Origin of the sequence: Roseateles asaccharophilus (genome assembly GCF_031458115.1) — a bacterium.
GTDB lineage: Bacteria > Pseudomonadota > Gammaproteobacteria > Burkholderiales > Burkholderiaceae_C > Pelomonas > Pelomonas asaccharophilus_A.
This window is the reverse complement of the sequence record NZ_JAVDXV010000007.1, coordinates 189,459-215,694: the sequence shown is the minus strand read 5'-3', so window position 1 is coordinate 215,694 and position 26,236 is coordinate 189,459. Positions and strand designations below refer to the sequence as shown.

Here is a 26,236-nt window from a genome sequence, read left to right as displayed (position 1 = left end):
TTTCGCAAGGGCCGGGAGTAGGCAATGGCGGACTCCAAGAGCGGCTTTGGCGGCTTTCCGTGGGCAAGCGCGGCGGTGCTGGTGGCCTTCATCGCCAGCACACAGCTGGTGCCCCATGCATTCGAGCCACTGCGGCCCGCCGAGAAGCCGCGCGCGCAGGCGCCGCTGGACCCGGAGCTGGAGCTCAACGCGCGGTTGTGGGAAGACCCCTTCGCCGCGCTGCGGCGCTACGAGACCGAACGCGGTGAGCGCTGCGACCAGGTGCGCAAGCAGTCGGCCAAGGGCGGTGACTGCCGCGACGGCGTGGCCGAAGCGCGCGACCCGCGTCAGATGCTGGCCAAGCTGGACCGCGACCACGACCAGCGCCTGGACGACACCCTCATCGTGCTGGGCCTGCTGCCCGGCGCGGACTTCGTCGGCGCCGAGGAGGCGCGCCGGCGCGTGCGCTATGCGGCGCTGGCGGGCCTGCAGGCGATGGACTACGTGCCCGACAACGCCGAGCGGCTGAGCTTGCTGGAGTTCGACCTGCTGGAGCCCATCGCGGCCGCCAAGCCCGTCCAGGCTGCAACAGCGCCGGCCAGCGCGGCCAGCCAGCCCGGCCGGTTGCGGCCGCCGTTTGTCGTGCCCTACGAGCTGCTGTCGCTGCGCACCGGGCACCGCGACAAGCCGGGCAGCCGCACCGGCGCAGACAGCCGCTACGCGCAGGTGGCCGTGCTGTGGGTGGACGAGAACGCACTGCCGCACCGCAAGCTGGACGCGCTGGCGCAGCTGACGCAGCAGTTGATGGGCACGCAGGCGCTGGACAACGCCAGCTTCAAGTACGGCCCCGGTGGCCAGCCCGGGCTGGCGGTCATCGGGCCGTCGTCCACTGATGCCTTGCGCCTGGCGCTGGCCGACCTGCGTTGCGCGGCCGACCGCAGCAGCGCCTCGCCAGCCGCATCGGCCGCGGCCGCGCGCTGTGCCGCGCCGGGCCTGCAGGAACAGACAGGCCTGGCGCCCGAGGTGCTGGAGGGCTACCGGCTGCTGTCGCGCGCCGAGTTCTACAACTCGGCCTCCACGGCGCCCAACCGCATGCTGGCCGAGCTGAACAAGCAGGACCTGGACGCCTTCGTCACCGAGCAGTTCAAGCGCATCACCGGCGACAGCGGCATCGTGCAGTTGCAGCGCACCGTGGGCAACGACGGCGAGCTGATCCGCAAGCTGGATGCGGAGCTGCGGCTGCGCCTGTCGGCGGACAGCCGGCGCCGCGTGGTGATCGTCGCGGAGCGGGACTCGCTGTATGCGCAGTCGCTGGTGTCCGAACTGAAACACCGGCTGGGGCAGGGCGGCGAAGACCGGTTGCAGCTGGAGGTCGTCTACTTCTTCCGCGGTCTGGACGGCGTGACGACGCGCGAGAGCGCAGCGCCGACCACAGCCAAGGCCGCCACGCTGGAATGGCCCGAAAGCCGGGACCAACTGGACTATCTGCGCCGCCTGGGTGCGGATCTCAAACGCAGCGAGATCGACGTCGGGCGGCCGCAGATCGGCGCCATCGGCATCTTCGCGACCGACGTGCACGACAAGCTGCTGGTGCTTCAGGCGCTGCACGAGGACTTCCCGGACAAGATGTTCTTCACGACCGACATGGACGCGCGCTACCTGCACCCGCGCACGCAGGCGTTCACGCGCAACCTGGTCGTGGCCAGCAGCCTGCCGCTGGCGTTCTACGCGCCGCCGCCGGCGGCCAAGGGTGGCGCCGAGGCGCTCAACCTGCAGGCCGGAACACCGCCGCTGCGCGACATCTACCAGACCAGCACCTACGCCGCCGCCCGCCGCGCGGCCTGCCGCGACGAGGCCTGCAAGCAGCGCGAGCGCGCCGCATTAGATCTGGCGCTGGCCAACCCGTCGCTGTACGAGGTGGGCCGCAGCAGCGCCGTGCCGCTGGCCGGCTATGCGCTGGAGGCACGGCCGGCGGCCAGCGGTGCGGGCCGCGTGCTGGTGGCGGTGCTGATGATCGCGGTGACGGGCACGCTGCTGCTGGTGTGGCCGTCCACGCCGGCCATCCGGCAGGCGCGCCGCGTGTTCCTGCGCGAGCCCACGCTGGCCAACCAGCCGCAGATGGACATGACGGCCATCGTGCTGGTGGCCCTGCACGCCGGGCTGTTCTCCTATGTGCTGGCCAGCCTCATCGAGTTCGTGCTGCCCAGCCGGCTGGACTTCATCCATGCGCTGCTGCTGGCCAGCCTGGCGGCGTTCGGCGCGTTGCTGGCCGTGCTGCCGGCGCTGCTGTCGGCGCGGCGCGAGCAGCCACCGCCGCCGGACCAGCCGGCCAGCGTGGACCGGCTGCATCTGGTGGTGCTGGCCATGGTGGCCGGCGTGTGGTTGTGGCTGGCCTGGCCCGCCAGCGGCTGGCGCGGCGGCGGCAGTTGCGGCACCTGCGAGCCGGTGGCCTGGCTGGAGGGCGTCAGCGCCTGGCCGTCGCACCTCATCCACCTGCTGGCGCTGTTCGCCATCCTGTGGACGCTGGACTGGGCCTGGGCCAGTTCGCTGCAGCTGCTGCGCGAGGACTCCGACTGGCTGCGCCTGCCACGGCCGCAGCCGCAGGCGATGGTGCGCACCAACCTGCGCGGCCTGGTGCGCGGCTGGTTCGACCATGTCAGCGTGCTGTTCTGGCGGCCCGGCGTGGGCTTCAGCTGCGATTTCGCCCAGCTGTGGCAGGAGTATGGCGAGCGCGGCGAGGCGCGGCCGCGGGCGGCGCGCACGCTGGTGTGGTTCGTGCTGACCATCGCACTGGTCGGGCTGATCTTCCTGGGACTGTCCGAGGGCCAGATCCCCGAAGTGCCGGTGCGTGGTGACGAGCACCGCCAGATCGTGAAGGCCACGCTCTACGTGATCCTGCTGCTGCTGCCGCTGCTCATCGTCGCGGTGGCGGATGCGACGGTGCTGCTGCTGCGCTTCGTGCGCCACCTGAACGCGGGCCGCAGCTTCTACCCGGACGCGACCATCGCGGTGTTCGCCCGCTCGCTGGGCGAGGAGCACCAGGCGCTGTGGTCCCAGCGCTTCAGTGCGCGGCCCGAGGAGCGCAGCAAGGACGGTGGCGGCTTCACGATGCACACGCTGCTGGACGACTGGATCGACGTGCAGGTGGTGGCGCGGCGCAGTGCGCCGGTCGCGCGGCTGGTCATCGGGCCCTTCGTCGTGCTGGCGCTGCTGGTGGTGGCGCGCAGCCGCCTGTTCGACAACTGGGCGTTGACGCCGGCGATCGCGATCGGCGTGAGCTTCTACGTCGTCGCGCTGATCGGGCTGACCGTGCTGCTGAAGCAGGCGGCCGAAGCGACGCGCAAGCGCGCGCTGGAGTCCATGCAGGCCGACCTGCGCTGGCTGGCGGGGAGCGGCAAGCCGTTGGCCGACCTGGTGGAGCCGTTCAAGCGGCTGATCGCGCAGGTGGAGAACAACCAGCGCGGCGCGTTCGCGCCGTACTTCGACCAGCCGCTGCTGAAGGCCATGCTGGTGCCGCTGGGCGGCGCCGGTGGCACGCAGCTGTTCGACTACCTGCTGTTGGGGCGCTGAACGGCCGCAATGGCCGCCGCGCTGCGCTCGGCGTCGCTGCCGACGATGTCGATCCAGGCGATGCCGCCTGCCGTCAGCGCGGTGCGGATACGGCCATCGAAGCGCTCGCGCACGGCGGGCCCGTCGCGCAGGAAGCCGTCGGCTGCCCAAGGCAGGTCGGGCGCGCACAGCAGCGTGAGGTCGCAGCGGCGCTGGAAGGCGAGGGCCTCGGCGGTCAGCGAGTCATCGTCGAAGTAGTGCTCGCTGCACAGCGCGGTGATCAGCGGCGTCGTGTCGCAGATCACCAGGGTGTGCTCGCGGGCGGCGGCCTCGATACGTTCGGCCTGCACGGCGGCGATGTGCGCCTGTTCATGCCGCTGCGGCGTGCGGCCGTGCGTGTCGCACCATTCGCGCAGGTACTCGGTGACCAGCCCGGCGTTGAAGTGGCGCGCCAGCGCCTCCGCCAGCGTGGATTTGCCGGTGCATTCCGCGCCCAGCAGCGCGACCCGTCTCGCGCTCACGCGGCGGCCTGCCGCCACGCGCGCCAGCCCATCACGCTCATCGGAATGAAGGCGGCGTAGAGGATGACCGTCAGCCAGTAGCCCTTGAGGCCGAACAGCACGACGCTGACCGCGTTGACGACGATCCACGTGGGCCAGTTCTCCTCGTATTTGCGCGCCAGCAGCCACTGGCCCAGCAGGCTGGCCACGGTGGGGAAGGCGTCCCAGTAGGGCAGAGGGCTGTCGGTGAAGCGGTCCAGGAACCAGCCCAGCAGCGGCCAGGCCGCCAGCGTCAGCAGCGCGGGCTTGAGCAGGCCCTGAAGGCCCAGGCGGCGCACGGTCAGCGTGTGGCCGTCGCGGGTGCGGCCGAAGCGCCACTGCCACAGGCCCCAGATGGCCAGCGACGCGAACAGCAGTTGCAGCGCGGCCTCGCCATAGAGCTTGCCGTCCCAGAACAGCGCGAAATACATCAGCGAGCTGACCAGGGCCAGCGGCCAGGCCAGCAGCTTCACGCGCATGTTGCAGATGACCATCCACACGGCCAGCACGAAGGCCACCAGCTCCAGCCAGGAGATGGGGCTGCCGAAGGCGGTGAAGGCCGGCGCCAGCAGCGCGGCCCAGGCGGTGGCCAGCATCAGCGCGTGGCGTTGGTGGGGGCGGAGGCCGGGCGCGACGGCGCCAGCGGCACGAAGACCTCATCGGCCTTGATCATGCCCAGCTCGAAGCGGGCCTTCTCCTCGACCATCTCCAGGCCTTCGCGCAGGTCGCGCAGTTCGGCCTGCAGCTGGTCGTTGCGCGCGCGCGCCTGCTCGTTGTCGGCGCGCGCCGCCGCCACCTCCTCCCGGAGGTGGGCCACGTACGGAAGACTGCCCCGGCCCACCCAGAGCTGGGCTTGAATGGCGATCAGGAAGACCGCCAGGACCAAGGCCAACGCCTTCAAGCGCGTTTACTTGAGGTTGTAGAACGCGGCACGGCCGGGGTACACCGCCACGTCGCCCAGGTCTTCCTCGATGCGCAGCAGCTGGTTGTACTTGGCCATGCGGTCCGAGCGCGACAGCGAACCGGTCTTGATCTGACCGGCATTCAGGCCGACGGCGATGTCGGAGATGGTGCTGTCTTCGGTTTCGCCCGAGCGGTGCGACACGACGGCCGTGTAGCCGGCGCGCTTGGCCATCTCGATGGCGGCGAAGGTCTCGGTCAGCGTGCCGATCTGGTTGATCTTGATCAGGATGGAGTTGGCGATGCCCTTCTCGATGCCTTCCTGCAGGATCTTGGTGTTGGTGACGAACAGGTCGTCGCCGACGATCTGCACGTTCTTGCCCAGGCGGTCCGTCAGGATCTTCCAGCCGTCCCAGTCGCCTTCGGCCATGCCGTCTTCGATGGAGATGATGGGGTACTTGTCGACCCAGGTGGCCAGCATGTCGGTCCACTCCTGCGAGGTCAGCTGGATGCCGCCTTCGCCTTCCAGCACGTACTTGCCGTCCTTGTAGAACTCGCTGGCGGCGCAGTCCAGGCCGAGGGCGATCTGCTCGCCAGCGGTGTAGCCGGCCTTGTCGATCGCTTCCAGGATCATCTGGATCGCGGCTTCATGGTTCTCGACGCTGGGCGCGAAGCCGCCTTCGTCGCCGACGGCCGTGCTGATGTGCTTGTCGTGCAGGATCTTCTTCAGCGCGTGGAAGACTTCGGCACCCCAGCGCAGCGCTTCGCGGAACGACGGCGCGCCCACGGGGATGATCATCAGCTCTTGCAGGTCGAGATTGTTGTTGGCGTGTTCGCCGCCGTTGATGACGTTCATCATCGGCACGGGCAGCTGGTTGCCGTTCATGCCACCGAAGTAGCGGTACAGCGGCAGGCCGGACTCTTCAGCGGCGGCGCGGGCCACGGCCATGGACACGGCCAGCATCGCGTTGGCGCCCAGGCGGCTCTTGTTCTCGGTGCCGTCCAGGTCGATCAGCGTCTTGTCCAGGAAGGCCTGCTCGGAGGCGTCCAGGCCCAGCACGGCTTCGCTGATCTCGGTGTTGATGTGCTCGACGGCCTTCAGCACGCCCTTGCCCAGGTAGCGGCTCTTGTCGCCATCGCGCAGCTCGATGGCTTCGCGGCTGCCGGTCGACGCGCCCGACGGCACGGCCGCACGGCCCATGACGCCGGACTCCAGCAGCACGTCGCATTCGACGGTGGGGTTGCCGCGGCTGTCGAGGATTTCTCGGCCGACGATGTCAACGATGGCGCTCATTCAGATGTCTCCAGGAAAATGAAAAAAACAGGGCGGCGCAAGTGTGCCGATCAGGCGTTACCGCGTCACAACATTCGGGGGCGTCAGGCCCCTTCAATCAAAACCATGCGCATGACGGCCGCACCTTCGCGGGCCTGTCTTGCACGGGTGTACTCGGGCGAGTCGTAGAAGGCCTGCGCGGCCTCGCGCGACGGGAACTTCAGCAGCACGACGCGCTCGGGCGTCCAGTCGCCTTCCAGCACCTGCACCGCGCCGCCGCGGATGCACGGCTCGGCGCCATGCGCTTGCATGGCCAGCGTGGAGAACTTGCGGTACTCCTCGTACTGGGCTGGGTTGGTGACGGTGATGTTGGCGAGGATGTACGCGGACGGCATGGGTTCAGCAGGAGAAGTCGTTTTCCAACAAGGGCTGCTGCTTGACCACGCGGTCCAGCGCCACCAACTGCTCCAGCAGCGTCTTCATGTGCTTGAGCGGCACGGCATTGGGGCCGTCGCTGAAGGCCTCGGCCGGGTTGGGGTGGGTCTCCATGAAGAGGCCCGCCACGCCGACGCCCACGCCGGCACGCGCCAGCACCGGCACCATCTCGCGGGCACCGCCGCTGGAGCCACCCAGGCCGCCGGGCTTCTGCACCGAGTGGGTCACGTCGAACACCACCGGCGCGCCGGAATTGCGCATCTCGGCCAGGCTGGTCATGTCGGCGACGAGGTTGTTGTAGCCGAAGCTGACGCCGCGCTCGCAGGCCAGGAAGCTGTCTTGCGGCAGGCCTTTTTCCGCGGCAGCGGCGCGGGCCTTGTCGATGACGTTCTTCATGTCCCAGGGCGCGAGGAACTGGCCCTTCTTGATGTTGACCGGCTTGCCCGACTGCGCAACGGCGCGGATGAAGTCGGTCTGGCGGCACAGGAAGGCGGGCGTCTGCAGCACGTCGACGACGCTGGCGACCTCGGCCACCTGCGACTCGTCATGCACATCAGTCAACACCGGCAGGCCGGTCTGGCGGCGCACCTCGTCGAGGATCTTCAGGCCGGCTTCCATGCCCAGGCCGCGCTTGGTCGTGCCGGACGAGCGGTTGGCCTTGTCGAACGAGCCCTTGTAGATCAGCGGGATGCCGAGGGTCGTGCAGGCTTCCTTCAGCAAACCGGCAACGTCGAGCGACAGCTGCTGGCTTTCGATCGAGCAGGTGCCGGCGATCAGGAAAAAGGGCTTGTCGAGGCCGACGTCGTATCCGCAGAGCTTCATGGTGATCAGGCCTTTTGCTTGTGGTCCAGCGCGGCCTTGATGAAGGCCGTGAACAGCGGGTGGCCGCCCCAGGGCGTGGACTTGAACTCGGGGTGGAACTGCACGCCGACGAACCAGGGGTGCACCTCGCGCGGCAGCTCGACCATCTCGGTCAGCTTCTCGCGCTGGGTGATGGCGGAGATGACCAGACCGGCCTTCTGCAGGCGATCCAGGTAGTGCTCGTTGGCCTCGTAGCGGTGGCGGTGGCGCTCGTTGACGACCGGGCCGTAGATGTCGTGGGCCAGCGTGCCGGCCTTGACGTCGGAGCTTTGCGCACCCAGGCGCATCGTGCCGCCGAGGTCGGAGTTGGCATCGCGCTTCTGTATGCTGCCGTCGGCGTCCTGCCACTCGTCGATCAGCGCGATGACGGGGTGGGGCGTCTCGGGATCGAACTCGGTGGAGTTCGCGCCGTCCAGGCCGGCCATGTGGCGGGCGTATTCGATGGTGGCGACCTGCATGCCCAGGCAGATGCCCAGATACGGCAGCTTGTGCTCGCGGGCGTACTGCGCGGCCAGGATCTTGCCTTCCACGCCGCGCTTGCCGAAGCCGCCGGGCACGAGGATGGCGTCGAACTTGCCGAGTTCGCCGATGGTCTCGGGCGTCAGCGTCTCGCTGTCGACGTACTCGATCTTCACGCCGGCATGGTTGTGGATGCCGGCATGGCGCAGCGCCTCATTGAGCGACTTGTACGAGTCCGACAGGTCGGTGTACTTGCCGCACATGGCGATGGTGACCTGCTCCTTGGGGTTCTCGACCTCGTTGACGAGGTGGTCCCAGCGCTTCAGGTCCGTGCTCTTGGTGTTGAGCTGCAGCTTGGTGCAGATGAGCTGGTCCAGGCCCTGCTCGTGCAGCACGCGCGGCACCTTGTAGATGGTGTTCACGTCCCACATCGAGATCACGCCGTACTCGGGCACGTTCGTGAACAGCGAGATCTTCTCGCGCTCGTCGTCGGGGATGCGGCGGTCGGCACGGCACAGCAGCGCGTCGGGCTGGATGCCGATCTCGCGCAGCTTCTGCACGGTGTGCTGCGTGGGCTTGGTCTTCAGCTCGCCGGCGGCGGCGATCCAGGGCACGTAGGTCAGGTGCACGAAGGCCGTGTTCGTCGGGCCGGCGCGCAGGCTCATCTGGCGCACGGCTTCCAGGAAGGGCAGGGACTCGATGTCGCCCACCGTGCCGCCGATTTCCACGATGGCCACGTCGACGCCTTCGGCACCGCGCTTGATGTATTCCTGGATCTCGTTGGTGATGTGCGGGATGACCTGCACCGTCTTGCCAAGATAGTCGCCGCGGCGTTCCTTCTCCAGCACGGTCTTGTAGATCTGGCCCGTGGTGAAGTTGTTGGCCTTCTTCATCCGCGTCGTGATGAAGCGCTCGTAGTGGCCCAGGTCCAGGTCGGTCTCGGCGCCGTCATCGGTGACGAAGACTTCGCCATGCTGGAAGGGCGACATCGTGCCGGGGTCCACGTTGATGTACGGGTCCAGCTTGATCAGGGTGACTTTGAGGCCGCGCGATTCGAGGATGGCTGCCAGGGAGGCCGACGCGATGCCCTTGCCGAGAGAGGACACCACACCGCCGGTGACGAAGACGTATTTGGTCATGTCTTGCAGCAGCCCAGAACAGGCTGCTGTGGTGGGAAATTGCGATTGTAAATGCGTTGGCCCCTCGTCCAGTCCCGCCGGGCTGGACGCCGGCTTGCCTGACCGGTCCCCCGAGGGGACGGCGATGCTTTTGGCATTGGGCCAAAAGCACATCGCCCGCAGGCCGGCTTGGGAGCGGTCCGGCGCTCTGCCCGCGGTTTAAGCCAGCAGTTCCAAGACGAGGTCCGCCGTTTCCTGCGGCTTCTCGAAGGGATAGAGGTGCGAGCCTTCCATCCAGCGCCAGTTCTCGCCGGCCAGCTTCTTGGATGGCGCGGCACCCGCCTGGCGCAGTTCGGCCGAGCGCGTGCCGCCCACGAAGGCCACCGGGCATTGCGGTGGGCGCAGGCGCAGCAGCAGGGGCAGGTGGTGGGGCAGCGTGCGGTAGATGTGGGCCTCGACCTCGCGCGTGAAGCGCAGCCGCATCTGGCCGTCGGCCTCCTCGAAGCCGGCATCGACGTAGTCGGCCAGCACGCGTGGATCCCAGCGGGCGAACATCTTCTTGGCGCCGAAATGGGCGCGCACCGCGTCGCGGTCGGGCCAGACGTGGCGGCGCTCTCGGGCGATCCTGGACGGGCCGTAGCGGTGGATCAGCCCGGTCGTCTTGGCCGCGGCGACGGCGGCCGCCTTCCAGCCGGCCACCACGGGCGAGTCCAGCATCACCAGGCCACTGACCCATTCGGGCCGGCGGCAGGCCGCCATCAGGCTCAGCATGCCGCCCAGCGAATGGCCTACCAGCGCAACCTGCCCCTCGGGCCGGACCTCGTGCTCGATGAAGTGCAGCAACTGGTCGCGCAGTCGGCGCCAGTCGCCGGTGACCGGGAAGCGCGGGTCGTGGCCGAAGCGGTCCAGAGCCTCCACGCGCCAGCCGGCCGCGCGCCAGCGCTCGAACAGCACGCGGTAGCAGCCGGCTGGGTAGCTGTTGGCGTGCGAGAAGACCAGCGTCTTCATGCCTTGGCGATCCGCTTCAGCTTGTACAGCGCCTCCAGCGCCTCGCGTGGTGACAGCGCATCGGGGTCGATGCCGTCCAGCGTCGCGACCAGCTCGCTGGGCTCCGGCAGCGGCGGCGGGGCAGGCGGCGCGGCAAACAGGTCGAACTGGTCGTCGGCCGCGTTCTGGCGTGCCTCCAGCGCCTCCAGCGTGGCGCGCGCCTGACGCACCAGGCTGGCGGGCATGCCGGCCAGCTTGGCGACCTGCACGCCGTAGCTGCGGCTGGCCGGGCCGGCCTGCAGCTCGTGCAGGAACACGATGTCCTCGCCGCTCTCGACGGCCGACACGTGCCAGTTCTGCGCCATCGCATGCTTGGCCGGGAACTCGGTCAGCTCGAAGTAGTGCGTCGCGAACAGCGTGAAGGCACGGGTCTTGTCGTGGAGATGGGTGGCGATGGCGGAGGCCAGCGCGAGGCCGTCGAAGGTGGACGTGCCGCGGCCGATCTCGTCCATCAGCACCAGCGACTGGTCGGTCGCCGAATGCAGGATGGCCGCGCCCTCGGTCATCTCCAGCATGAAGGTGGACTGGGCATTGGCCAGGTCGTCCGCCGCGCCGATGCGGGTGTGGATGGCGTCCATCGGCCCCAGGCGGCAGCTGGTGGCCGGCACGTAGGAGCCAATCGCGGCGAGGAGCGCGATCAGCGCCACCTGACGCATGAAGGTGCTCTTGCCGCCCATGTTGGGGCCGGTGATGACCAGCAGCCGGGTGCGCGCATCCAACTTGCAGTCGTTGGGCATGAACTCGGTGCCACCGGTCTCGGCCAGGCGCGCCTGCACGACCGGATGGCGGCCCGCCTCGATGTCCAGGCAGGGCTGCGACACGAATTCCGGCCGGCACCAGTTCAGCGTGATGGCGCGCTCGGCCAGCGCGGCCAGCGCGTCCAGGCCTGCGAGCGTGCGGCCCAGCGCGGTCAGCGGCTCCAGGCGGGTCAGCAGCGCGTCGATGATCTGTTCGTACAGCAGCTTCTCGCGCGCCAGCGCCCGCTCGTTGGCGGACAGCGCCTTGTCCTCGAAGGCCTTCAGCTCCGGCGTGATGTAGCGCTCGGCGTTCTTCAGCGTCTGGCGGCGCTGATAGTCCATCGGCACCTTGTCGACCTGGCCCTGCGTGACCTCGATGTAGAAGCCGTGCACGCGGTTGAACTGCACGCGCAGGTTGGCGATGCCCGTGCGGGCGCGCTCGCGGGTCTCCAGGTCCAGCAGGAAGCCGTCGCAGTTCTGCTGGATGCCGCGCAGCTCGTCCAGGTCGGCATCGAAGCCATCGGCGATGACGCCGCCGTCGCGCGGCAGCAGCGCCGGCTCGGGGGCGATCGCGCGTTCCAGCAGCTCGAGGATGTCGGCCGGCGGGTTCAGCGCGTCGCTGCGCAACGCGGCCGGCGTGGCCGCGCGCAGTTGAGGCAGCGCCTGCAGCGTCGCGCGGATGCCGGTCAGCTCGCGCGGGCGCACCTGGCGCAGCGCGATGCGAGCGGAAATGCGCTCCACGTCGCTGACCGACTTCAGCGCGTCGCGCAGCGGCTCGAAGCCTTCGGCCTGCAGCGCCGCGATGGCGTTGTGCCGCGCCATTGCCTCGCCGCGCTCGCGCTTGGGATGCAGCAGCCACTGACGCAGCATGCGGCTGCCCATGCCGGTCTTGCAGGTGTCGATCAGCGAGAAGAGGGTGGGCGACGACTCGCCGCGCAGCGTCTGTACCAGCTCCAGGTTGCGCTGCGTGGCCGGTGGCAGGTCCATCAGCTCGCTGGCGCGCTGCACGCGCAAGCTGCGCACGTGCGCCAGCGCCCGGCCCTGCGTGTGCTCGGCAAACGCCAGCAGCGCGCTGCCGGCGGCATGAGCCAGCGTCAGCTCATGCGCGTTGAAGCCTTGCAGGTTGGCCACGCCCAGCTGCTCGCACAGCTTGCGCTGGCCCAGGGCGCCGTCGAACTGCCAGCTGGGCCGGTTGGTCACCGGGAAGCGCGCCCGCATGACGCCCGCCGGCTGCTGCTCTCGGTTGACGAGGATCTCGGCCGGCATCAGCCGCGCCAGCCAGGCCGGCAGCTCGGCATCGCTGCATTCGGCGAGACCAATCTCACCTTGGGTGAGCGACAGCCAGGCCAGGCCATGGCGGCGCCCGTGGCCGGAGACGGACAGCAGCACGGCGTCCTGCTTGTCGGCCAGCAGTTCGGTGTCGGTGATGGTGCCCGGCGTGACGACGCGCACGACCTTGCGCTCCACCGGCCCCTTGCTCGCGCCAACCTCGCCCACCTGCTCGGCAATCGCCACCGCCTCGCCCAGCTTGATCAGCTTGGCGAGATAACTCTCCAGCGAATGTACCGGCACGCCGGCCATGACCACCGGCTGCCCCGCGCTCTGGCCGCGCGTCGTGATCGTGATGTCCAGCAGCGCATTGCACTTGCGGGCATCGTCGTAGAAGACCTCGTAGAAATCGCCCATCCGGTACAGCAGCAGCGTGTCCGGGAAGTCGGCTTTCAGGCCCAGATACTGGGCCATCATGGGCGTGTGCGCGCTGAAATCAGCGGTCTGGGTCATCGGCGTCAGGCAAATAGGAAAGCCCCCCGGCGGAGGGCTTCAGAATGGGCGGCAGTTTACGCGGCGACGACCGCTCCGTTCAGGGGCCAGCCGGCCGGTGCCATCGGCAACGTGGACGCACCGTTGTCAGTCCGCCGGCACCCGCAGCGCGCGCTCGCGCTCCTTGGCGATACGCGCCGCGAAGTCGGCCGCGCTGCCGCCCGTCGGCAGGTTGCTGACGTCGAGGATGCGGGCGCGGATGTCGGGCTGGCGCAGCGCCTCGTTCACAACGGCGTTGATCAGCTGCAGCCGCTCGGCCGGCACGCCGCGTGGCGCGAACAGGCCGAAGGTGGACACGAGGTTGGCCTCCGGGAAGCCCAGCTCGGCGAGCGTGGGCACGTCGGGCAGCACGGGCAGCCGTGTCGGCGAGCCGATGGCCAATGCCTTGAGACGCCCCTGGCGCACGTACTGCAGCTGCTGCGCGGCCACGTTGGACGACAGCAGCTCGAACTGGCCGCCCAGCGCATCGGTCAGCTGCTGGCCACCGCCCTTGTACGGGATGTGCGTGATGTCCACGCCTGCCGTCGCGCGGATCTGCGCGAGCACCATGTGCCCGACCGTGCCGTGGCCGGACGTGGCCCAGCGCAGGCGGCCCGGCGCGGCGCGCGCGGCGGCCAGCAGCGCCGCGAAGCTGGCGGGCGTAAAGGAAGGATGGGCCAGCACCAGCACAGGCGTGTCCATGATGCTGACGACGGGTGCCACGTCGCGCAGCGGCCCGCTGGGCGGGGTCGGCGCGAACACCAGCGGCGAGATCGCGCAGTAGGCCAGCGTGTAGCCGTCAGGAGCGGCGCGGCCCACGGCCTCCAGCGCCGTCAGCCCGCCGGCGCCGGCGCGGTTCTCGACGATGACGGTCTGCTTCAGCCGCACGCTGATGAACTGCGCGAGGCCGCGCGCCGTGTCGTCGCTGACGCCGCCGGGCGGATAGGCCACGAGCAGGTGCAGCGGCCGCGCCGGCCACGGCTCGGGGGCGGCGTGCAAGGCGCCGCAGCTGCCCAGGCCGGCGGCCAGCAAGGTGCGCCTACGCATCGCGATGGTCCTGCGCGATACGCCGCGCCAGCGCCAGGAAGGTGGCCGTCGGGCCTTCCTGGTCATGGCTGCGGTAGGCCAGCGTCAGCGGCGCCTCCAGCCGCGCCTGCTTCTCCAGCGGCCGGAACACGACGGAATGCGCATGCATGCCGCGCATCGACGCCGGCACGACCGAGATGCCCGCGCCGGCCGCGATGAGATTCAGGTTCATCATCATGCGGTCCACCTCGATGAAGCTGCGCGGCCTGACGCCGTGGCGCTCGCAAAGCGCCAGCAGGTTGGCGTACAGGCCCGGCGCGCCGGGGCGGCGCACGAGGATGAGGTCTTCGTCCTGCAACTCGGCCAGCGGCACGGGCGTGGTCGTGGGCCGGGGCGCCTGCGCGAGCCGGTGGTCCAGCGGCAGGGCCAGCAGCGCGGGCTCGGTCAGCAGCGTCTCGAAGCTGATGCCGTCGGGCCGCGCGACCGGCACGCGCAGGAAGGCGCAGTGCAGCCGCGACTTGACGACGGCGTCGATGAGGCCGGCCGCGTGGTCCTCGGTCATGGTCAGCGCGATGCCGGGATGCTCGCCGCGGCAGGCGCGCAGCACGGCCGGCGTGAATGCATGGGCCGCGGCTGAACTGGTGAAGCCGATGGCCAGCAGGCCATGCTGGCCGCCGGCCAGGCGCGCCATGCGGTCGCGCATCTCGGTGTAGTCGCGCAGCAGGCGCTTGGCTTCGTCGAGGAACTGCCGGCCGCCATCCGTGAGGCTGACGCCCTTGGGGTGGCGGTGCAGCAGCGCCAGCCCCAGCTCCTGCTCCAGCGCCTTGATCTGCTGGCTCAGCGGCGGCTGCTGCATGCCCAGCAGCTCGGCCGCACGGGTCACGTGGCCGGTCTCGGCCACGGTCACGAAATAGCGCAGCTGCCGTAGGTCCATGAGCGGTGTGTCTCCATATCCGTTTCGTCTTGAAATCTGCTGTTTAGTGTATTTGACGCTATGAAGTGGCGTCACTAAGGTCCGCCCCGGATTCAGCGAGCCGAGCCGTACGAGGGGTGCGGACGAGGCCACACAACAACCACGGAGACAAAGATGAAGAACACGGTTTCGAGGGTGACCGGCCTGGCGCTGGCCGCCGCGGCGGCAGCGGGCGCCCAAGCACAGAGCGGCAGCGTGCAGGTTTTCGGCCTGCTGGACGCCAGCGTGCAGATGCTGAAGGCCAGCGGCACCGAGCGGCGCTATTTCCTGAACAGCGACGGCAACACATCCAGCCGCTTCGGCGTGCGCGGGACCGAGGATCTGGGCGGCGGCCTGAAGGCCGGCTTCTGGCTGGAATCGGCCGTCACGGTGGATGACGGCACCAGTGGCGCCACCAGCACCAACAACAAGGACTCGGTCAGCGGCGGCCTGACCTGGGGCCGGCGCGCGACGCTGCAGCTGTCAGGCCCCTGGGGTGAACTGCGACTGGGGCGCGACTACGTGCCGTCGTTCGGCAACCTGACGACGTCCATGCATCCCTTCGGCACCAACGGCGTCGGCAGCTCGGGCCTGATGTTCTACCCGGTGCCGGCCGGTGGCACGACGGCCCGCACGCAGGTGCGGGCGTCCAACTCCATCGGCTACTTCCTGCCGGCGGGCCTGGGCGGCCTGTACGGCCACGCGATGGTGGCGCTGGGCGAGCAGGGCCCGGGCGCGACGCGCAAGGACGGCCAGCTGCAGGGCGTGCGCATCGGCTGGCGCAACGACGGCTTCAACGCGTCGGCGGCCGTGTCCAAGACGCGCTACGCCACGGGCAACTACACGCAGAGCAATGTCGGCGCCTCGTACAAGTGGGGCCCGGCGCGGCTGATGGCGCTGTGGGGCGAGAACAAGATCGGCGTGACGAAGACGACCGCGACGATGGTGGGCACGCAGTGGGAGGTCAGCGCGCAGGGCGAGGTGCGCTTCGCCTACACGCAGCTGAAGGCCCGCAACGTGGCCAGTGATGCCACGCACATCGCGCTGGGCTATGTGCACGACCTCTCCAAGCGCACGGCGCTGTACGGCAACGTCGCCCGCATCGACAACAAGGCCGCGGGCGTGCGCTTCAACGTGGGCCTGGCGACGACGCTGCCCGGTGGCAACAGCGGCGGCGTCGAAGCCGGCGTGCGCCACAGCTTCTGACCTTCAACGAGGAGCATGACCATGATCTTGCGCAACTGGCTCGCCGCGCTGGCGGTGGCGGCGCTCGCGCCCGCCGCCGCCGGCGCGCCGACGAGCATCCTGTTCGTCGGCAACAGCTACACCTTCGGCCGCGTCGACCCGGTGATGAGCTACAACGCCGCCGCCGTGCACGACCTGACGGCGGCCATGCATGCCGCCAACCCCAGCGGCGCGAACAGCTTCGAGCCGCACCCCTGGGGTGGTGTCGCCGGCATCTTCAAGCAGTTCACCGTGCAGGCGGGGCTGGACTACGACGTGTCCCTGTCCACGCGCAACGCGGCCTCGCTGCGCGGGCATTTCCTCAACACCAACAGCGCCGGCTGGGACCTGCGCGGCAACATCGGCGCGCAGCGCTGGGACCAGGTGGTGCTGCAGGAGCAGAGCGACGAGCCGCTGACGAAACAGCCGGGCCTGGCCTCGAACCCGGCCTACTTCGGCACCTACGCGAACCTGATCGAGAACTGGGTGCATCAGGGCCAGGCGCTGAGCTACCGCGAGCGCGACCTGATCGGCGGCACGAATGCGAAGTGCGCGGAGATCACGGGCGCGTCCACCGGCAGCTGCTCGCTGCTGCGCAACGTGGCCGCGAACGCGAATGCCAACGCGGCCGCCGAGGTCTACCTGTACCAGACCTGGGCGCGGCCCAACCTCGTCAACGCACCCAGCAAGACGATCACCGACGAGCACACCGGCGCCGTGACCTACACCGGCGAGCCGGCACCCTCGTTCTTCCCGTCGCTGCAGGCGATGACGGCGGACCTGAAGCAGTCGTTCGAGGCCACCGCACTCGCGGCCGCTGCCGACGGTTCGGGCGGCTTTGCCGGCATCGCGCCGGTGGGCGAGGCCTTCATGCGCGCGATCGCGTCGGGCGTCGCCACGCCCGACATGTACGCGCCCGGTGCGGCGACGGACGGGCGGGTGGACCTGTGGTTCGACGACGGCACGCATGCCAGCAAGTACGGCTCGTACCTGAGCGCGCTGACGCTGTTCGGCACCATCACCGGCGTGAACCCGTCGGTGCTGGGCGCCGGCGAGATCGCCGCGCGCGACCTGGGCATCAGCGCCCGCGATGCCGTGCTGCTGCAGCGCGTGGCCAGCGAGCAGCTGGGCTTTTCGGCACCTGTGCCCGAGCCCAGCAGTTGGGTGTTGGCGGGCCTGGGTCTGGGGGTGCTGTGGCTGAAACGCAGCCGGAAAGAAGGGGAGCAGGCATGACGCCGAGACACATCCTGTGCAGCGCCTTGCTGCTGTCGCTGAGCGCCGCGGCGCTTGCCGCGCGCTTCGACATGGCCGCCGAGGCCGCACCCGCGCCAGCCGCCTGCCCGCCGGGCGTGGGCGAGGGCACGACCTGCCTGGCCGGCCAGGACAGCGCCGGCGCCTTCTACCTGGTCGCGATGCCCAAGGCCTGGAACGGCGACCTCGTGCTGCATGCGCACGGCGGCCCCTTCCTCGGCGCACCGACGGCCAAGCGCACGGCGGAGGATTTGGAGCGCTGGTCCATCATGCCGCGGCTGGGCTATGCATGGGCCGGCTCCAGCTACCGCCAGGGTGGCGTTGCCGTCACGGCGGCGGCCGAGGACAACGAGCGGCTGCGGCAGCTTTTCATCGCCAAGGTCGCCAAGCCGCGCCAGGTCTATCTGCATGGCCAGTCCTGGGGTGCCAGCGTGGCCGCCAAGGGCGCGGAGCTGTTCACCGCCGGCAAGCCCTACGACGCCGTGCTGCTGACGGCCGGCGTGCTGGGCGGCGGCACGCGCAGCTACGACTTCCGGCTGGACCTGCGCGTCGTCTACCAGCACCTGTGCCGCAACCACCCGCTGCCCACCGAGCCGCAGTACCCGCTGAACATCGGCCTGCCCGCGGACGCGAAGCTGACGCAGGCGGAACTGGCCCGACGCACCGACGAGTGCCTGGCGCTCGGCAAGCCCGCCGAGCGCACGCCGGAGCAGGCCGCCAAGGTCAAGGTCATCACCGACGTGATCCGCATCCCGGAGCGCAGCATCGGCGCACATCTGAACTGGGCGACCTGGCACTTCCAGGACGTCACGCACAAGCGCACCGGCGGCGCCAGCCCCTTCGGCAACATGGGCGTGGTCTATGCGGGGTCGACGGACGACGCGGCTTTGAACGCCGGCGTAGCGCGCTATGCCGCCGACCCGAAAGCGGTGGCGACACTGGCGGCGGATGCCGACCTGGGCGGGCGCATCCCGGTGCCCGTGCTGTCGGTGCATGCCATCCACGACGGCACGGCGTTTGTGGAGCTGCAGCACAGCTTCGGCCGCACGATGGCCGCGGCCGGGCGCGGCGACGGCCTGGTGCAGACCTACACCGGTGACCGCGACCACAGCTACCTCAGCGACCCGAGCTACGCGGCGCTGATGGAGGCGCTGGCCGCCTGGACAACGCAGGGCGCGAAGCCCACGCCCGAAGGCATCGCGGCCGGCTGCGAGAAGGCGAGGGCGGCGCTCGGGTCGACCTGTCGTTTCGAGCCAGGCTACGTGCCCAAGCCCTTGGACACCCGCGTACCGGCGCGCGCCAAGCCCTAATAGAACAAGGCCCGCATTGCGGGCCTTGTCGATTCAGCGAAGCGTCTGATTAGTCTTCCGACTTGAACACCAGCTTGACTTCGTGCGTCTGCGCGGCGCCCGTGCCTTCGAACTTCCACTGGCTCAGCGCTTCGATGGCGGCGCGATCAAACACGCGCTTGGGTTCGGCTTCCACGACTTCCACGTTGGACACCTTGCCGTCGCCGGCGATGCTCATCTTGGCGCGCACGCTGCCGGAGCTGATGTTCTTCTTGACCGCTTCGTTGGGGTACTCCGGCGGCACCTTCTTCAGGACCTTGACGTCAGCCTGGGCCAGGGTGGCAGCGGCGGCGAGGGCGATGGCGAGGGCGGTGCGAACGAACATCGGGATCTTTCTGACTTGTGGTGAAGTTGATCTGTCGCGGCGGTTGCCGTGTAACGAGGTGCATTCTGGCCAGTCCTCCCCCCACGGGTAAGGGGGGCGGCCGTGCGTATGTCACGTTGGCGAGTGCGGGTTAGCCCTTGGTTGGCATCCTTGCCAACTTGTTCACGCCAGAAACGGCGAAGCCCTCGCGGGCGAGGGCTTCGGGGTGGCACAGAGCCTAGAGATCAGAGGGGCGCGTCGTCGCCGGCTTCGTTCTTCTTGATGCGCACGGGGCCACGCTTTTTGGCCACGGGGGCCGCGGTCGGGGCGGCTTCGGCGGCAGGTGCCGGCGCGGCGGCCAGGTCTTCTTCCTTGATGACGCGGGTGTAGGGCGCCAGCGTGGTGACCAGCTGCGCGTAGATCTTGGGCGAGCCGGCCAGCACTTCGCGCTGGTGCAGGTAGTCGGCTTCACCGGTGAAGTTGCCGATCAGGCCACCGGCCTCGGAGACGATCAGCGAGCCGGCCGCGACGTCCCAGGGCTGCAGGCCGGTCTCGAAGAAGGCGTCGTAGTAGCCGGCGGCCACGTAGCAGAGGTCCAGCGCGGCCGCGCCCGGGCGGCGCAGGCCGGCGCATTGCTGCATGACCTCCTCGAACATCTTCACGTAGCGCTTGAAGTTGTCGCCACGGCGGAACGGGAAGCCCGTGCCGATCAGCGCGTCGCTCATGCGGGTGCGCTTGGACACGCGCAGGCGCTTGTCGTTCAGGAAGGCGCCGCGGCCCTTGGTCGCGTAGAACAGGTCGTTGCGGGTCGGGTCGTAGACGACGGCCTGCTCGACCTTGCCGCGGAATGTCAGCGCGATGGACACGCAGTACACGGGCAGGCCGTGGATGAAGTTGGTGGTGCCGTCCAGCGGATCGATGATCCACACGTACTCGGAATGCTTGGCGCCGTGGGTGCGGCCAGACTCTTCGGCCAGGATGCCGTGGTCGGGGTAGGCGCCCAGCAGCGTCTCGATGATCACCCCTTCGCAAGCGTGGTCGACCTCGGTCACGAAGTCGTTCGGGCTCTTCGTGTTGATCCGCAGTGCTTCCAGGTCGAGCGAGGCGCGGTTGATGATGGCGCCGGCTGCACGCGCCGCCTTGATGGCGACATTGAGCATGGGATGAAGAGACGTTTGCTGCATGCGTGCACTCGCTGGAAAGAAGGGGCTGACAGGAGGAAAGAGCGTCGGGCGGCTGGAGTCCAGGCCCGGATAATGGCGTGATTCTAGCCAAAGGGGTCTGTTGGCACTGCGGCAATGGGCCGCGTTGTGAGCAGAAAGGCCGCAGGCAAGGCGCAAACCGGAGCCGGTTGGTCACCCGGCGAGGATTTGCAACGCAGCCTACGGCCTTTCTGCTCACAACCCTTCGGGAAGACCCATTGCCGCAGTGCCAACAGACCCCAACCGTACAAACCCGTGGAATCCACACGCTTCGTCCTCATCAACACCAGCCACGCGGGCAACGTCGGGGCCACGGCGCGGGCCATGAAGGTGATGGGCTTCGGCGATCTGGTGCTGGTGGCGCCGCGCTTCCCGGACGTGCTGTGCCACGAGGAGGCCGTGGCCATGGCCAGCGGCGCGGCCGACATCCTGGCCCGCGCCCGCGTCGTGACTACGCTGGCCGACGCGCTGGACGGCGTGGACTTTGTCTGCGCCACCGCGATGACGCCGCGCGACTTCGGCCCGCCCACGTATGAGCCGCGCGCGCTGTTCACCGAGCTGGCCGCGCGCGAATCGCCACCGCGCCTGGCGCTGGTGTTCGGCTCCGAGCGCTACGGCATGGCCAACGAGGACGTGTACCGCTGCCATGCGGTGCTGAGCATCCCGACGCACCCCGACTATGGCTCGCTGAACCTGTCGCAGGCGGTGCAGCTGCTGGCCTATGACCTGCGCCAGGCGCTGGGTGGTTTCGGCGTGCAGCCGCGCACGCCCGATGCCGAGCTGGCCGATGCGCGCGCCGTGCAGGGCCTGCTGGAGCACCTGCAGACGGCATTGACGGACATCGGCTATCTGGACCCGGCAGCACCCAAGAAGCTGATGCCGCGCCTGAACCAGTTGTTCAACCGGGCCGGGCTGACCAACGAAGAGGTTCACATCCTGCGTGGCATCGCGCGGCAGATGACGAAGACCGCAGGTCCAGCGGGTTCTTGACCCGCCGCCTACACTGGCCTGCCTTTCTCCCTCGGCAGCACCATGTTCCAGCGCCTGCGCGAAGACATCGCCCTCATCCTCGAACGCGACCCGGCCGCCCGTTCGGCGTGGGAGGTGCTGACCTGTTATCCGGGCCTGCATGCGCTGTGGATGCACCGGCGCGCGAACTGGTTCTGGACGCGCGGCTTCAAGTGGCTGGGCCGCTGGACCTCGCACTGGAGCCGCTTCCTGACCGGCATCGAGATCCACCCGGGCGCCAAGATCGGCCGCCGCGTCTTCATCGACCACGGCATGGGCATCGTCATCGGCGAGATGGCCGAGATCGGCGAGGGCTGCACCATCTACCAGGGCGTGACGCTGGGCGGCACGTCGCTGGTGAAGGGCGCCAAGCGCCACCCGACGCTGGGCCCCGGTGTCATCGTGGGCGCCAACGCCAGCGTGCTGGGCGGCTTCACGGTGGGCGCGGGCGCGCGCATCGGCTCGGGCGCCGTCGTCACCAAGCCGGTGCCGGCCGGTGCCACGGCCGTGGGCAACCCGGCCCGCATCATCGAGGCCGCCAGCGAGCAGGCGCGCGAAGAGGCCGCCGCCAAGATGGGCTTCTCGGCCTATGGCGTGACCCAGGGCGACGACCCGGTCGCGCTGGCCATGCGCGGGCTGATCGACAGCGCCTCGGGCCATGAGCACCAGATCGCGCTGCTGTGGAGCGCCGTTTGCAAGCTGTCGACGCAGCAGGGCCGGCCCATCGGCGACTGCGTGCCCGACGATGCGCAGCGCGACGAGCAGTTCGACGCCGCGGAGATGAACCGGCTCGTGAAGTAGAGCCGGCGGTGCGGCGCTCGCGCACAATCGCAGGCTGTCCAAGTCCCGCGAGTCGCCGACGCCCGTGCTCTACTCCCTGCGCTGTGGCCTGAGATGTCTGCTGGTCGGCCTGACCCTGACGGGTGCAGGCCACGGCTTGCATGCCGCGCCGGAGCCGCAGCACGACCGGCTTGCCGATATCGCTTTCCAGCATGTCACGCAGGATCAGGGCCTGCCCAATGCCATCGCGACGACGCTGGCCGAGGACGGCCAGGGCTTTCTGTGGATAGGCAGCCCGGGCGGGCTGTCGCGCTGGGACGGCTACCGCTTCCGCGTTTACCAGGCCGACCCGCTGCGCGACGGGGCGCTGCCTGACAACTACGTGCAGGCGCTGCACGGCGACACCCAGGGCCGGCTGTGGGTGGGCACCACGTCGGCCGGCCTGCTGCGCCACGACCCCGCGACCGACCGCTTCGTGCGCTATGCGGCCGGCGGCGGGCGCGGCCTCAGCCATGTCAGCGTGCGCCAGGTGCTGGACGACGGCGACGGCGGGCTGTGGATCGTCACCGACGGCGGGCTGGACCGGCTGGACCCGGCCAGCGGCCGCATCGAGCACGCCAGCCGCGGCTGGGCCGTGGCAGCCGGCGCGCAGGTGCGCGTGCTGCTCCGCGACCGTCGCGGCGCGCTGTGGCTGGGCAGTGCCGCGGGCCTGTTCCGGCGCGAGCCGGGTGCGACTGGCGTCGTCGCCGTGCCGCTGCGCGGCGGCGTGACGGTGCAGCCCGAGGTGCTGCGCCAGGACGGCGCCGGCCGCATTTGGGTAGGCAGCCTGCAGCATGGCGTGTTCGTGTTGGCCGACGAAGGCCGCGCGCCCGCGTCGCCGGTGCGCGAGCGCGCGATGCCAGACGGCCAGGACGTGCTGCGCGACAGCCAGATCGCCGGCCTGGCCGAGGTGCAGCCGGGCGAGATGTGGATCGCGACGCAGGCGCAAGGCCTGGTGGCCGTGAACCTGGACCAGGCCGAGACGCGCCGCATCCGCCACGTGCCCGCCTGGCCCATGAGCCTGGCCGACAACGCGCTGCGCGCGCTGTACCGCGATCGCGCGGGCCTCGTCTGGGTGGCCACCAACCGCGGCCTCAGCCGCCATGACCCGCGCCAGAGCGGCGTGCTGTCGCGCTTCGGAGTGACGCCCGATGGCGGCGACGCGCTAGATGCGCGCTTCGTCAGCACCGAGATCAGCTGGATAGAGCCGCGCCCCGATGGTGGCCTGTGGCTGGGTACGCACAAGAGCGGCGTGGACATCCTCGATGCCACCGGCCGTCGCGTGGGCGCGCTGCGGCCCGACGCCGCCCGGCCCGATACCGCGCTGCCGGCCGACATCGTGCTGGCGATGGCGCCGGCGCCTGACGGCAGCGTCTTCCTCGGCACGAAGCGCGGCCTCTATCGCGCGGACGGCGCCGGGCGGCGCGTGACCCGCGTCGCATTGCCGGGACGTGACCCGGCCGCCTCCGTCTGGACGCTGCTGGCCGATGGCGACGACCTGTGGGTGGGCGGTCAGGCCGACGGCCTGTGGCGGCTGGACCTGCGGTCGGGGCAGGGCGAGGCCGTCGCGCTGGCGGCGCCGGGGCTTAGCGACCAGCGCATCACCGTGCTGGCGCGCGACACCCGCGAGGCCGGCGTGCTGTGGGTGGGCACACGGCATGGCCTGAACCGCGTCACGCTGGCCGGGCGCCGCGTGTCGCAATGGCTGCCGGGGCCCGTGGGGGCCGGCGCGCTGTCGGCCGGCTTCATCACCGCGCTGCTGACCGACGACCGCGGCCGGCTGTGGGTGGGAAGCTATGGCGGCGGCATCGACGTGCTGCTGTCGCGCGGCGATGCGCCGCTGCGTCTCGGTACCGGCCAGGGCCTGCCGGACAGCACGGTCAACGCGATGCTGCAAGACCTGCAAGGGCGCATCTGGGCCAGCACCGACAACGGCCTGGCTCGCATCGACGCGCAGACGCTCGCCGTGACGGCGCTGCGCCGTGCCGAGGGGGTCGTGTTCCCGACCTACTGGACCGGTTCGGCCGCACGAACGGCCCGCGGTGAACTGCTGTTCGGCGGCGCCGGCGGCATGACGGTGGTGCTGCCCGAGAAGCTGCAGGCCTGGACCTACCGGCCCACCGTGCTGGTCACCGACGTGAAGCTGGGCGGCCAGCCCCTACCACTGAACCCGGCCGGTGGCGCGCTGACAGTGAAGCCCGACGCCAACAGCCTGGCCGTGGAGTTCTCGTCCACCGATTTCTCGGCGCCCGAGCGCAACCGATTTGCCTATCAGTTGGAGGGTTATGACGCCGGCTGGGTACCCACCGATGCGTCGCGCCGGCTGGCGGCCTATGCCAACCTGCCGCCAGGCGACTACCGGCTGCGGCTGCGCGCGTCCAACCGCGATGGCCAGTGGAGTGAGCGTGAGCTGGCGCTGCCCATCCGCGTGCTGCCGGCCTGGCACCAGACCTGGTGGTTCCGCGCCGGCGTGGCGTTGGGGGCCGGGCTGCTGCTGCTGACCGCCGTGCGGTTGCGCACGCGGCTGCTGCGCCAGCGCCAGCGTGAGCTGGAAGACAAGGTGCGCCAGCGCACCGCCGAGCTGGAGGCGCTGCACCGCACGCTGGAGCAGAAATCGGCCGAGCTGCAGATGAGCAGCGTCACCGACCCGCTGACCGGCCTGCACAACCGCCGCTTCCTGACCGACCACATCGAGCAAGACCTGGCGGCCAGCCTGCGCCGCGCGCAGGAGACGCTGGCGGCCGGCGGCCAGCCGCTGGACACCGACAGCGTGTTCCTGCTGCTGGACGTGGATGCGTTCAAGCGCATCAACGACCGCCATGGCCATGCGGCCGGCGACGCGGTGCTGGTGCAGTTCGGCGCGCGGCTGCGCTCGGTGCTGCGCGAGTCCGACTACCTGGTGCGCTGGGGCGGCGAGGAGTTCCTGGCCGTGGCGCGCGACACCGACCGCGCCCAGGCCGAGGAACTGGCCGAGCGCATGCGCGGCGTCATCGCGGCCGAGCCGTTCCAGCTCGACGATGGCGGCGAGATCGCCGTGACCTGCTCCGTCGGCTTCGCCTGCGTGCCCTTCGAGCTGGAGCGGCCACAGGCGCGCAGCTGGCAGCAGGTCGTCAACCTGGCCGACCTGGCGCTGTACGCCGCCAAACGCTCGGGCCGCAACGCCTGGGTGGGCGTGCACACGGCACACGGCCGCGGCGCCATCGGCCGCCAGGTGGTGGGCGGCTTCGGTGTCAGCAGCAACCGGCCGCTGGATGAAGTGACCGCGGCGCTGGCGTCGCCAGCGGAGCCGGACGCGGTCGTTTAGGTCGCAGGCCGCTGCGCGCCCTTGGGCCGGAACGCCTTGCACACCTCGTCGCGCGTTTCCAGGTAAGGCCCGCCGATCAGGTCGATGCAGTAGGGCACGGCCGCGAAGATGCCGCTGGCCTTCTCGTGGCCGGCCAGCGTCTCGGCGATGGCCTTGGGTTGGCCGGGCAGGTTGATGATCAACGTCTTGCCGCGGATGACGGCGACCTGGCGCGACAGGATGGCCGTGGGCACGAAGTGCAGCGAGATCTGGCGCATCTGCTCGCCGAAGCCCGGCATCTCGCGGTGCGCCACGGCCAGCGTGGCCTCGGGTGTCACGTCGCGCGGCGCGGGGCCGGTGCCGCCGGTGGTCAGCACCAGGTCGCAGTGCTCGTTGTCGACCAGTTCGATCAGCGCGGCCGAGATGCCGGACTGCTCGTCGGGGATCAGGCGCGGCACGAACGTTATGGGGTTCAGCAGCGCGCCGGTCAACCAGTCCTTCAGCGCGGGCAGGCCCTTGTCTTCATAGACGCCGCTGGATGCGCGGTCGCTGATGGAGACGATGCCGATGCGAACCGGATCACTCATCGTCAGCCGCGGCTTCCGACGCCTTGATGAACTGGAACAGCTCGCGGAACGCACGGCCGCTGCGCTTTTCGGGCGCGTTGGCCGCGTCCTTGCGCGCTGCGCGCACCAGGTTGCGCAGCTGCTGGATGTCCACGTCCTGGTGCTCGGCCAGGAACTCCTGCAGCGCATCGTCGCTGGCCAGCAGGCGCTCGCGCCAGCGCTCGGACTGGTGCAGCCTCAGGCTGTCCTGCGCATGGCCCAGCTTGAAAGCGGCGACCGCTTCGCGGATGGGCTCCGGGTCGACCTTGCGCATCAGCTTGCCGATGTACTGCATCTGCCGGCGCTTGCCTTCGAAGTTGGTGATCTTCTTGGCGGCCTTCAGCGCGTCGTAGAGGATCTCCGGCAGCGCCAGCGGCTCCCAGCGGCTCTCGGGCAGGGCCAGCAGTTCGTCGCCCAGCTTCTGCAGCGCGGTCATGTCGCGCTTCATCTGGGACTTGCTGGGGCGGTCGAAGTCGTCGTCGTCTTCGAATTCGGGGTTTTGTTCTTGCATCGGTG

The 26,236-nt window shown here is 69.8% G+C and carries 22 protein-coding genes; 7 read left to right on the top strand and 15 right to left on the bottom strand.

Features of this window, described 5'->3' with window-relative positions; genetic code table 11:
- Positions 1–24 precede the first annotated feature (24 nt).
- Positions 25–3,549 (top strand): hypothetical protein, encoded by a 3,525-nt coding sequence (locus J2X21_RS18115; RefSeq protein ID WP_310330941.1) that lies wholly within the window; start codon positions 25–27, stop codon positions 3,547–3,549.
- Here the strand turns inward: J2X21_RS18115 and J2X21_RS18110 are convergent.
- From J2X21_RS18110 to J2X21_RS18060, 11 genes are all read right to left on the bottom strand, one after another.
- On the bottom strand, positions 3,528–4,049 hold the full coding sequence (locus J2X21_RS18110) for an AAA family ATPase (protein WP_310330938.1): 522 nt from the start codon (positions 4,047–4,049) through the stop codon (positions 3,528–3,530). The two genes, J2X21_RS18115 and J2X21_RS18110, sit on opposite strands and share 22 nt — an antisense overlap.
- A complete protein-coding gene (pnuC, locus tag J2X21_RS18105; protein WP_310330935.1) occupies positions 4,046–4,663 on the bottom strand; it encodes a nicotinamide riboside transporter PnuC in 618 nt (205 codons plus the stop codon). The genes J2X21_RS18110 and pnuC overlap by 4 nt, the downstream gene beginning before the upstream one ends.
- Positions 4,663–4,953 carry a septum formation initiator family protein gene (locus J2X21_RS18100; protein WP_310330934.1) on the bottom strand — a complete coding sequence of 97 codons (291 nt, stop codon included), beginning with the start codon at positions 4,951–4,953 and terminating at the stop codon, positions 4,663–4,665. The genes pnuC and J2X21_RS18100 overlap by 1 nt, the downstream gene beginning before the upstream one ends.
- A gap of 21 nt (positions 4,954–4,974) precedes the next feature.
- The gene (gene eno / locus J2X21_RS18095) at positions 4,975–6,261 is read right to left on the bottom strand and encodes a phosphopyruvate hydratase (RefSeq protein ID WP_310330932.1); all 1,287 of its coding nucleotides are present in this window, start codon (positions 6,259–6,261) and stop codon (positions 4,975–4,977) included.
- An 83-nt stretch (positions 6,262–6,344) separates the two neighbouring features.
- On the bottom strand, positions 6,345–6,635 hold the full coding sequence (locus J2X21_RS18090) for a DUF1330 domain-containing protein (RefSeq protein ID WP_310330929.1): 291 nt from the start codon (positions 6,633–6,635) through the stop codon (positions 6,345–6,347).
- Positions 6,636–6,639: 4 nt separating this feature from the next.
- A complete protein-coding gene (gene kdsA, locus J2X21_RS18085; RefSeq protein ID WP_310330927.1) occupies positions 6,640–7,497 on the bottom strand; it encodes a 3-deoxy-8-phosphooctulonate synthase in 858 nt (285 codons plus the stop codon).
- Between the two features lie 5 nt (positions 7,498–7,502).
- Positions 7,503–9,134: a CTP synthase gene (locus tag J2X21_RS18080; protein WP_310330925.1), complete on the bottom strand. Its 1,632-nt coding sequence runs from the start codon at positions 9,132–9,134 to the stop codon at positions 7,503–7,505.
- A 198-nt stretch (positions 9,135–9,332) separates the two neighbouring features.
- Positions 9,333–10,121: an alpha/beta fold hydrolase gene (locus J2X21_RS18075; protein ID WP_310330924.1), complete on the bottom strand. Its 789-nt coding sequence runs from the start codon at positions 10,119–10,121 to the stop codon at positions 9,333–9,335.
- Positions 10,118–12,679, bottom strand: a complete 2,562-nt coding sequence (mutS, locus tag J2X21_RS18070) for a DNA mismatch repair protein MutS (protein WP_310330922.1) — start codon at positions 12,677–12,679, stop codon at positions 10,118–10,120. The genes J2X21_RS18075 and mutS overlap by 4 nt, the downstream gene beginning before the upstream one ends.
- A gap of 126 nt (positions 12,680–12,805) precedes the next feature.
- Entirely contained in the window at positions 12,806–13,744 is a 939-nt protein-coding gene (locus tag J2X21_RS18065; RefSeq protein ID WP_310330920.1) for a Bug family tripartite tricarboxylate transporter substrate binding protein, read from the bottom strand.
- Complete coding sequence (locus J2X21_RS18060; protein ID WP_310330918.1) at positions 13,737–14,657, bottom strand: LysR family transcriptional regulator; 921 nt, start codon at positions 14,655–14,657, stop codon at positions 13,737–13,739. The genes J2X21_RS18065 and J2X21_RS18060 overlap by 8 nt, the downstream gene beginning before the upstream one ends.
- 153 nt (positions 14,658–14,810) lie before the next feature.
- Here J2X21_RS18060 and J2X21_RS18055 point away from each other — a divergent pair, with 153 nt between their 5' ends.
- The 3 genes from J2X21_RS18055 to J2X21_RS18045 are packed head-to-tail and all read left to right on the top strand — an operon-like array spanning position 14,811 to position 18,460.
- Complete coding sequence (locus tag J2X21_RS18055) at positions 14,811–15,881, top strand: porin (protein ID WP_310330915.1); 1,071 nt, start codon at positions 14,811–14,813, stop codon at positions 15,879–15,881.
- A gap of 21 nt (positions 15,882–15,902) precedes the next feature.
- Positions 15,903–17,132, top strand: a complete 1,230-nt coding sequence (locus J2X21_RS18050) for a PEP-CTERM sorting domain-containing protein (RefSeq protein ID WP_310330913.1) — start codon at positions 15,903–15,905, stop codon at positions 17,130–17,132.
- Complete coding sequence (locus J2X21_RS18045; protein WP_310330911.1) at positions 17,129–18,460, top strand: hypothetical protein; 1,332 nt, start codon at positions 17,129–17,131, stop codon at positions 18,458–18,460. The genes J2X21_RS18050 and J2X21_RS18045 overlap by 4 nt, the downstream gene beginning before the upstream one ends.
- Before the next feature lie 49 nt (positions 18,461–18,509).
- On the opposite strand, the gene J2X21_RS18040 is transcribed toward J2X21_RS18045, so the two are convergent.
- Positions 18,510–18,824 (bottom strand): energy transducer TonB, encoded by a 315-nt coding sequence (locus J2X21_RS18040; RefSeq protein WP_310330910.1) that lies wholly within the window; start codon positions 18,822–18,824, stop codon positions 18,510–18,512.
- A gap of 224 nt (positions 18,825–19,048) precedes the next feature.
- Complete coding sequence (locus J2X21_RS18035) at positions 19,049–19,987, bottom strand: inositol monophosphatase family protein (RefSeq protein WP_310330908.1); 939 nt, start codon at positions 19,985–19,987, stop codon at positions 19,049–19,051.
- A gap of 273 nt (positions 19,988–20,260) precedes the next feature.
- Between J2X21_RS18035 and J2X21_RS18030 the strand changes: the two genes are divergently transcribed.
- From J2X21_RS18030 to J2X21_RS18020, 3 genes are all read left to right on the top strand, one after another.
- Positions 20,261–20,995, top strand: coding sequence for an RNA methyltransferase (locus J2X21_RS18030; protein WP_310330905.1), 735 nt, complete (start codon positions 20,261–20,263; stop codon positions 20,993–20,995).
- 42 nt (positions 20,996–21,037) lie between these two features.
- On the top strand, positions 21,038–21,814 hold the full coding sequence (gene cysE / locus J2X21_RS18025) for a serine O-acetyltransferase (RefSeq protein ID WP_310330903.1): 777 nt from the start codon (positions 21,038–21,040) through the stop codon (positions 21,812–21,814).
- Positions 21,815–21,878: 64 nt separating this feature from the next.
- Entirely contained in the window at positions 21,879–25,136 is a 3,258-nt protein-coding gene (locus J2X21_RS18020; RefSeq protein WP_310330902.1) for a two-component regulator propeller domain-containing protein, read from the top strand.
- Here the strand turns inward: J2X21_RS18020 and mog are convergent.
- Both mog and yjgA read right to left on the bottom strand, forming a co-directional pair.
- Positions 25,133–25,702, bottom strand: a complete 570-nt coding sequence (gene mog / locus J2X21_RS18015) for a molybdopterin adenylyltransferase (protein ID WP_310330900.1) — start codon at positions 25,700–25,702, stop codon at positions 25,133–25,135. The genes J2X21_RS18020 and mog overlap by 4 nt on opposite strands.
- Positions 25,695–26,231, bottom strand: a complete 537-nt coding sequence (gene yjgA, locus J2X21_RS18010; protein WP_310330897.1) for a ribosome biogenesis factor YjgA — start codon at positions 26,229–26,231, stop codon at positions 25,695–25,697. The genes mog and yjgA overlap by 8 nt, the downstream gene beginning before the upstream one ends.
- Positions 26,232–26,236 lie beyond the last annotated feature (5 nt).

Coding starts and splice junctions, on each gene's coding strand:
- J2X21_RS18115 (WP_310330941.1), top strand. CDS start 25: ATGGCGGACTCCAAGAGCGGCTTTGGCGGCTTTCCGTGGGCAAGCGCG.
- pnuC (WP_310330935.1), bottom strand. CDS start 4,663: ATGCTGGCCACCGCCTGGGCCGCGCTGCTGGCGCCGGCCTTCACCGCC.
- eno (WP_310330932.1), bottom strand. CDS start 6,261: ATGAGCGCCATCGTTGACATCGTCGGCCGAGAAATCCTCGACAGCCGC.
- J2X21_RS18090 (WP_310330929.1), bottom strand. CDS start 6,635: ATGCCGTCCGCGTACATCCTCGCCAACATCACCGTCACCAACCCAGCC.
- kdsA (WP_310330927.1), bottom strand. CDS start 7,497: ATGAAGCTCTGCGGATACGACGTCGGCCTCGACAAGCCCTTTTTCCTG.
- J2X21_RS18080 (WP_310330925.1), bottom strand. CDS start 9,134: ATGACCAAATACGTCTTCGTCACCGGCGGTGTGGTGTCCTCTCTCGGC.
- J2X21_RS18075 (WP_310330924.1), bottom strand. CDS start 10,121: ATGAAGACGCTGGTCTTCTCGCACGCCAACAGCTACCCAGCCGGCTGC.
- mutS (WP_310330922.1), bottom strand. CDS start 12,679: ATGACCCAGACCGCTGATTTCAGCGCGCACACGCCCATGATGGCCCAG.
- J2X21_RS18065 (WP_310330920.1), bottom strand. CDS start 13,744: ATGCGTAGGCGCACCTTGCTGGCCGCCGGCCTGGGCAGCTGCGGCGCC.
- J2X21_RS18060 (WP_310330918.1), bottom strand. CDS start 14,657: ATGGACCTACGGCAGCTGCGCTATTTCGTGACCGTGGCCGAGACCGGC.
- J2X21_RS18055 (WP_310330915.1), top strand. CDS start 14,811: ATGAAGAACACGGTTTCGAGGGTGACCGGCCTGGCGCTGGCCGCCGCG.
- J2X21_RS18050 (WP_310330913.1), top strand. CDS start 15,903: ATGATCTTGCGCAACTGGCTCGCCGCGCTGGCGGTGGCGGCGCTCGCG.
- J2X21_RS18045 (WP_310330911.1), top strand. CDS start 17,129: ATGACGCCGAGACACATCCTGTGCAGCGCCTTGCTGCTGTCGCTGAGC.
- J2X21_RS18040 (WP_310330910.1), bottom strand. CDS start 18,824: ATGTTCGTTCGCACCGCCCTCGCCATCGCCCTCGCCGCCGCTGCCACC.
- J2X21_RS18035 (WP_310330908.1), bottom strand. CDS start 19,987: ATGCAGCAAACGTCTCTTCATCCCATGCTCAATGTCGCCATCAAGGCG.
- cysE (WP_310330903.1), top strand. CDS start 21,038: ATGTTCCAGCGCCTGCGCGAAGACATCGCCCTCATCCTCGAACGCGAC.
- mog (WP_310330900.1), bottom strand. CDS start 25,702: ATGAGTGATCCGGTTCGCATCGGCATCGTCTCCATCAGCGACCGCGCA.
- yjgA (WP_310330897.1), bottom strand. CDS start 26,231: ATGCAAGAACAAAACCCCGAATTCGAAGACGACGACGACTTCGACCGC.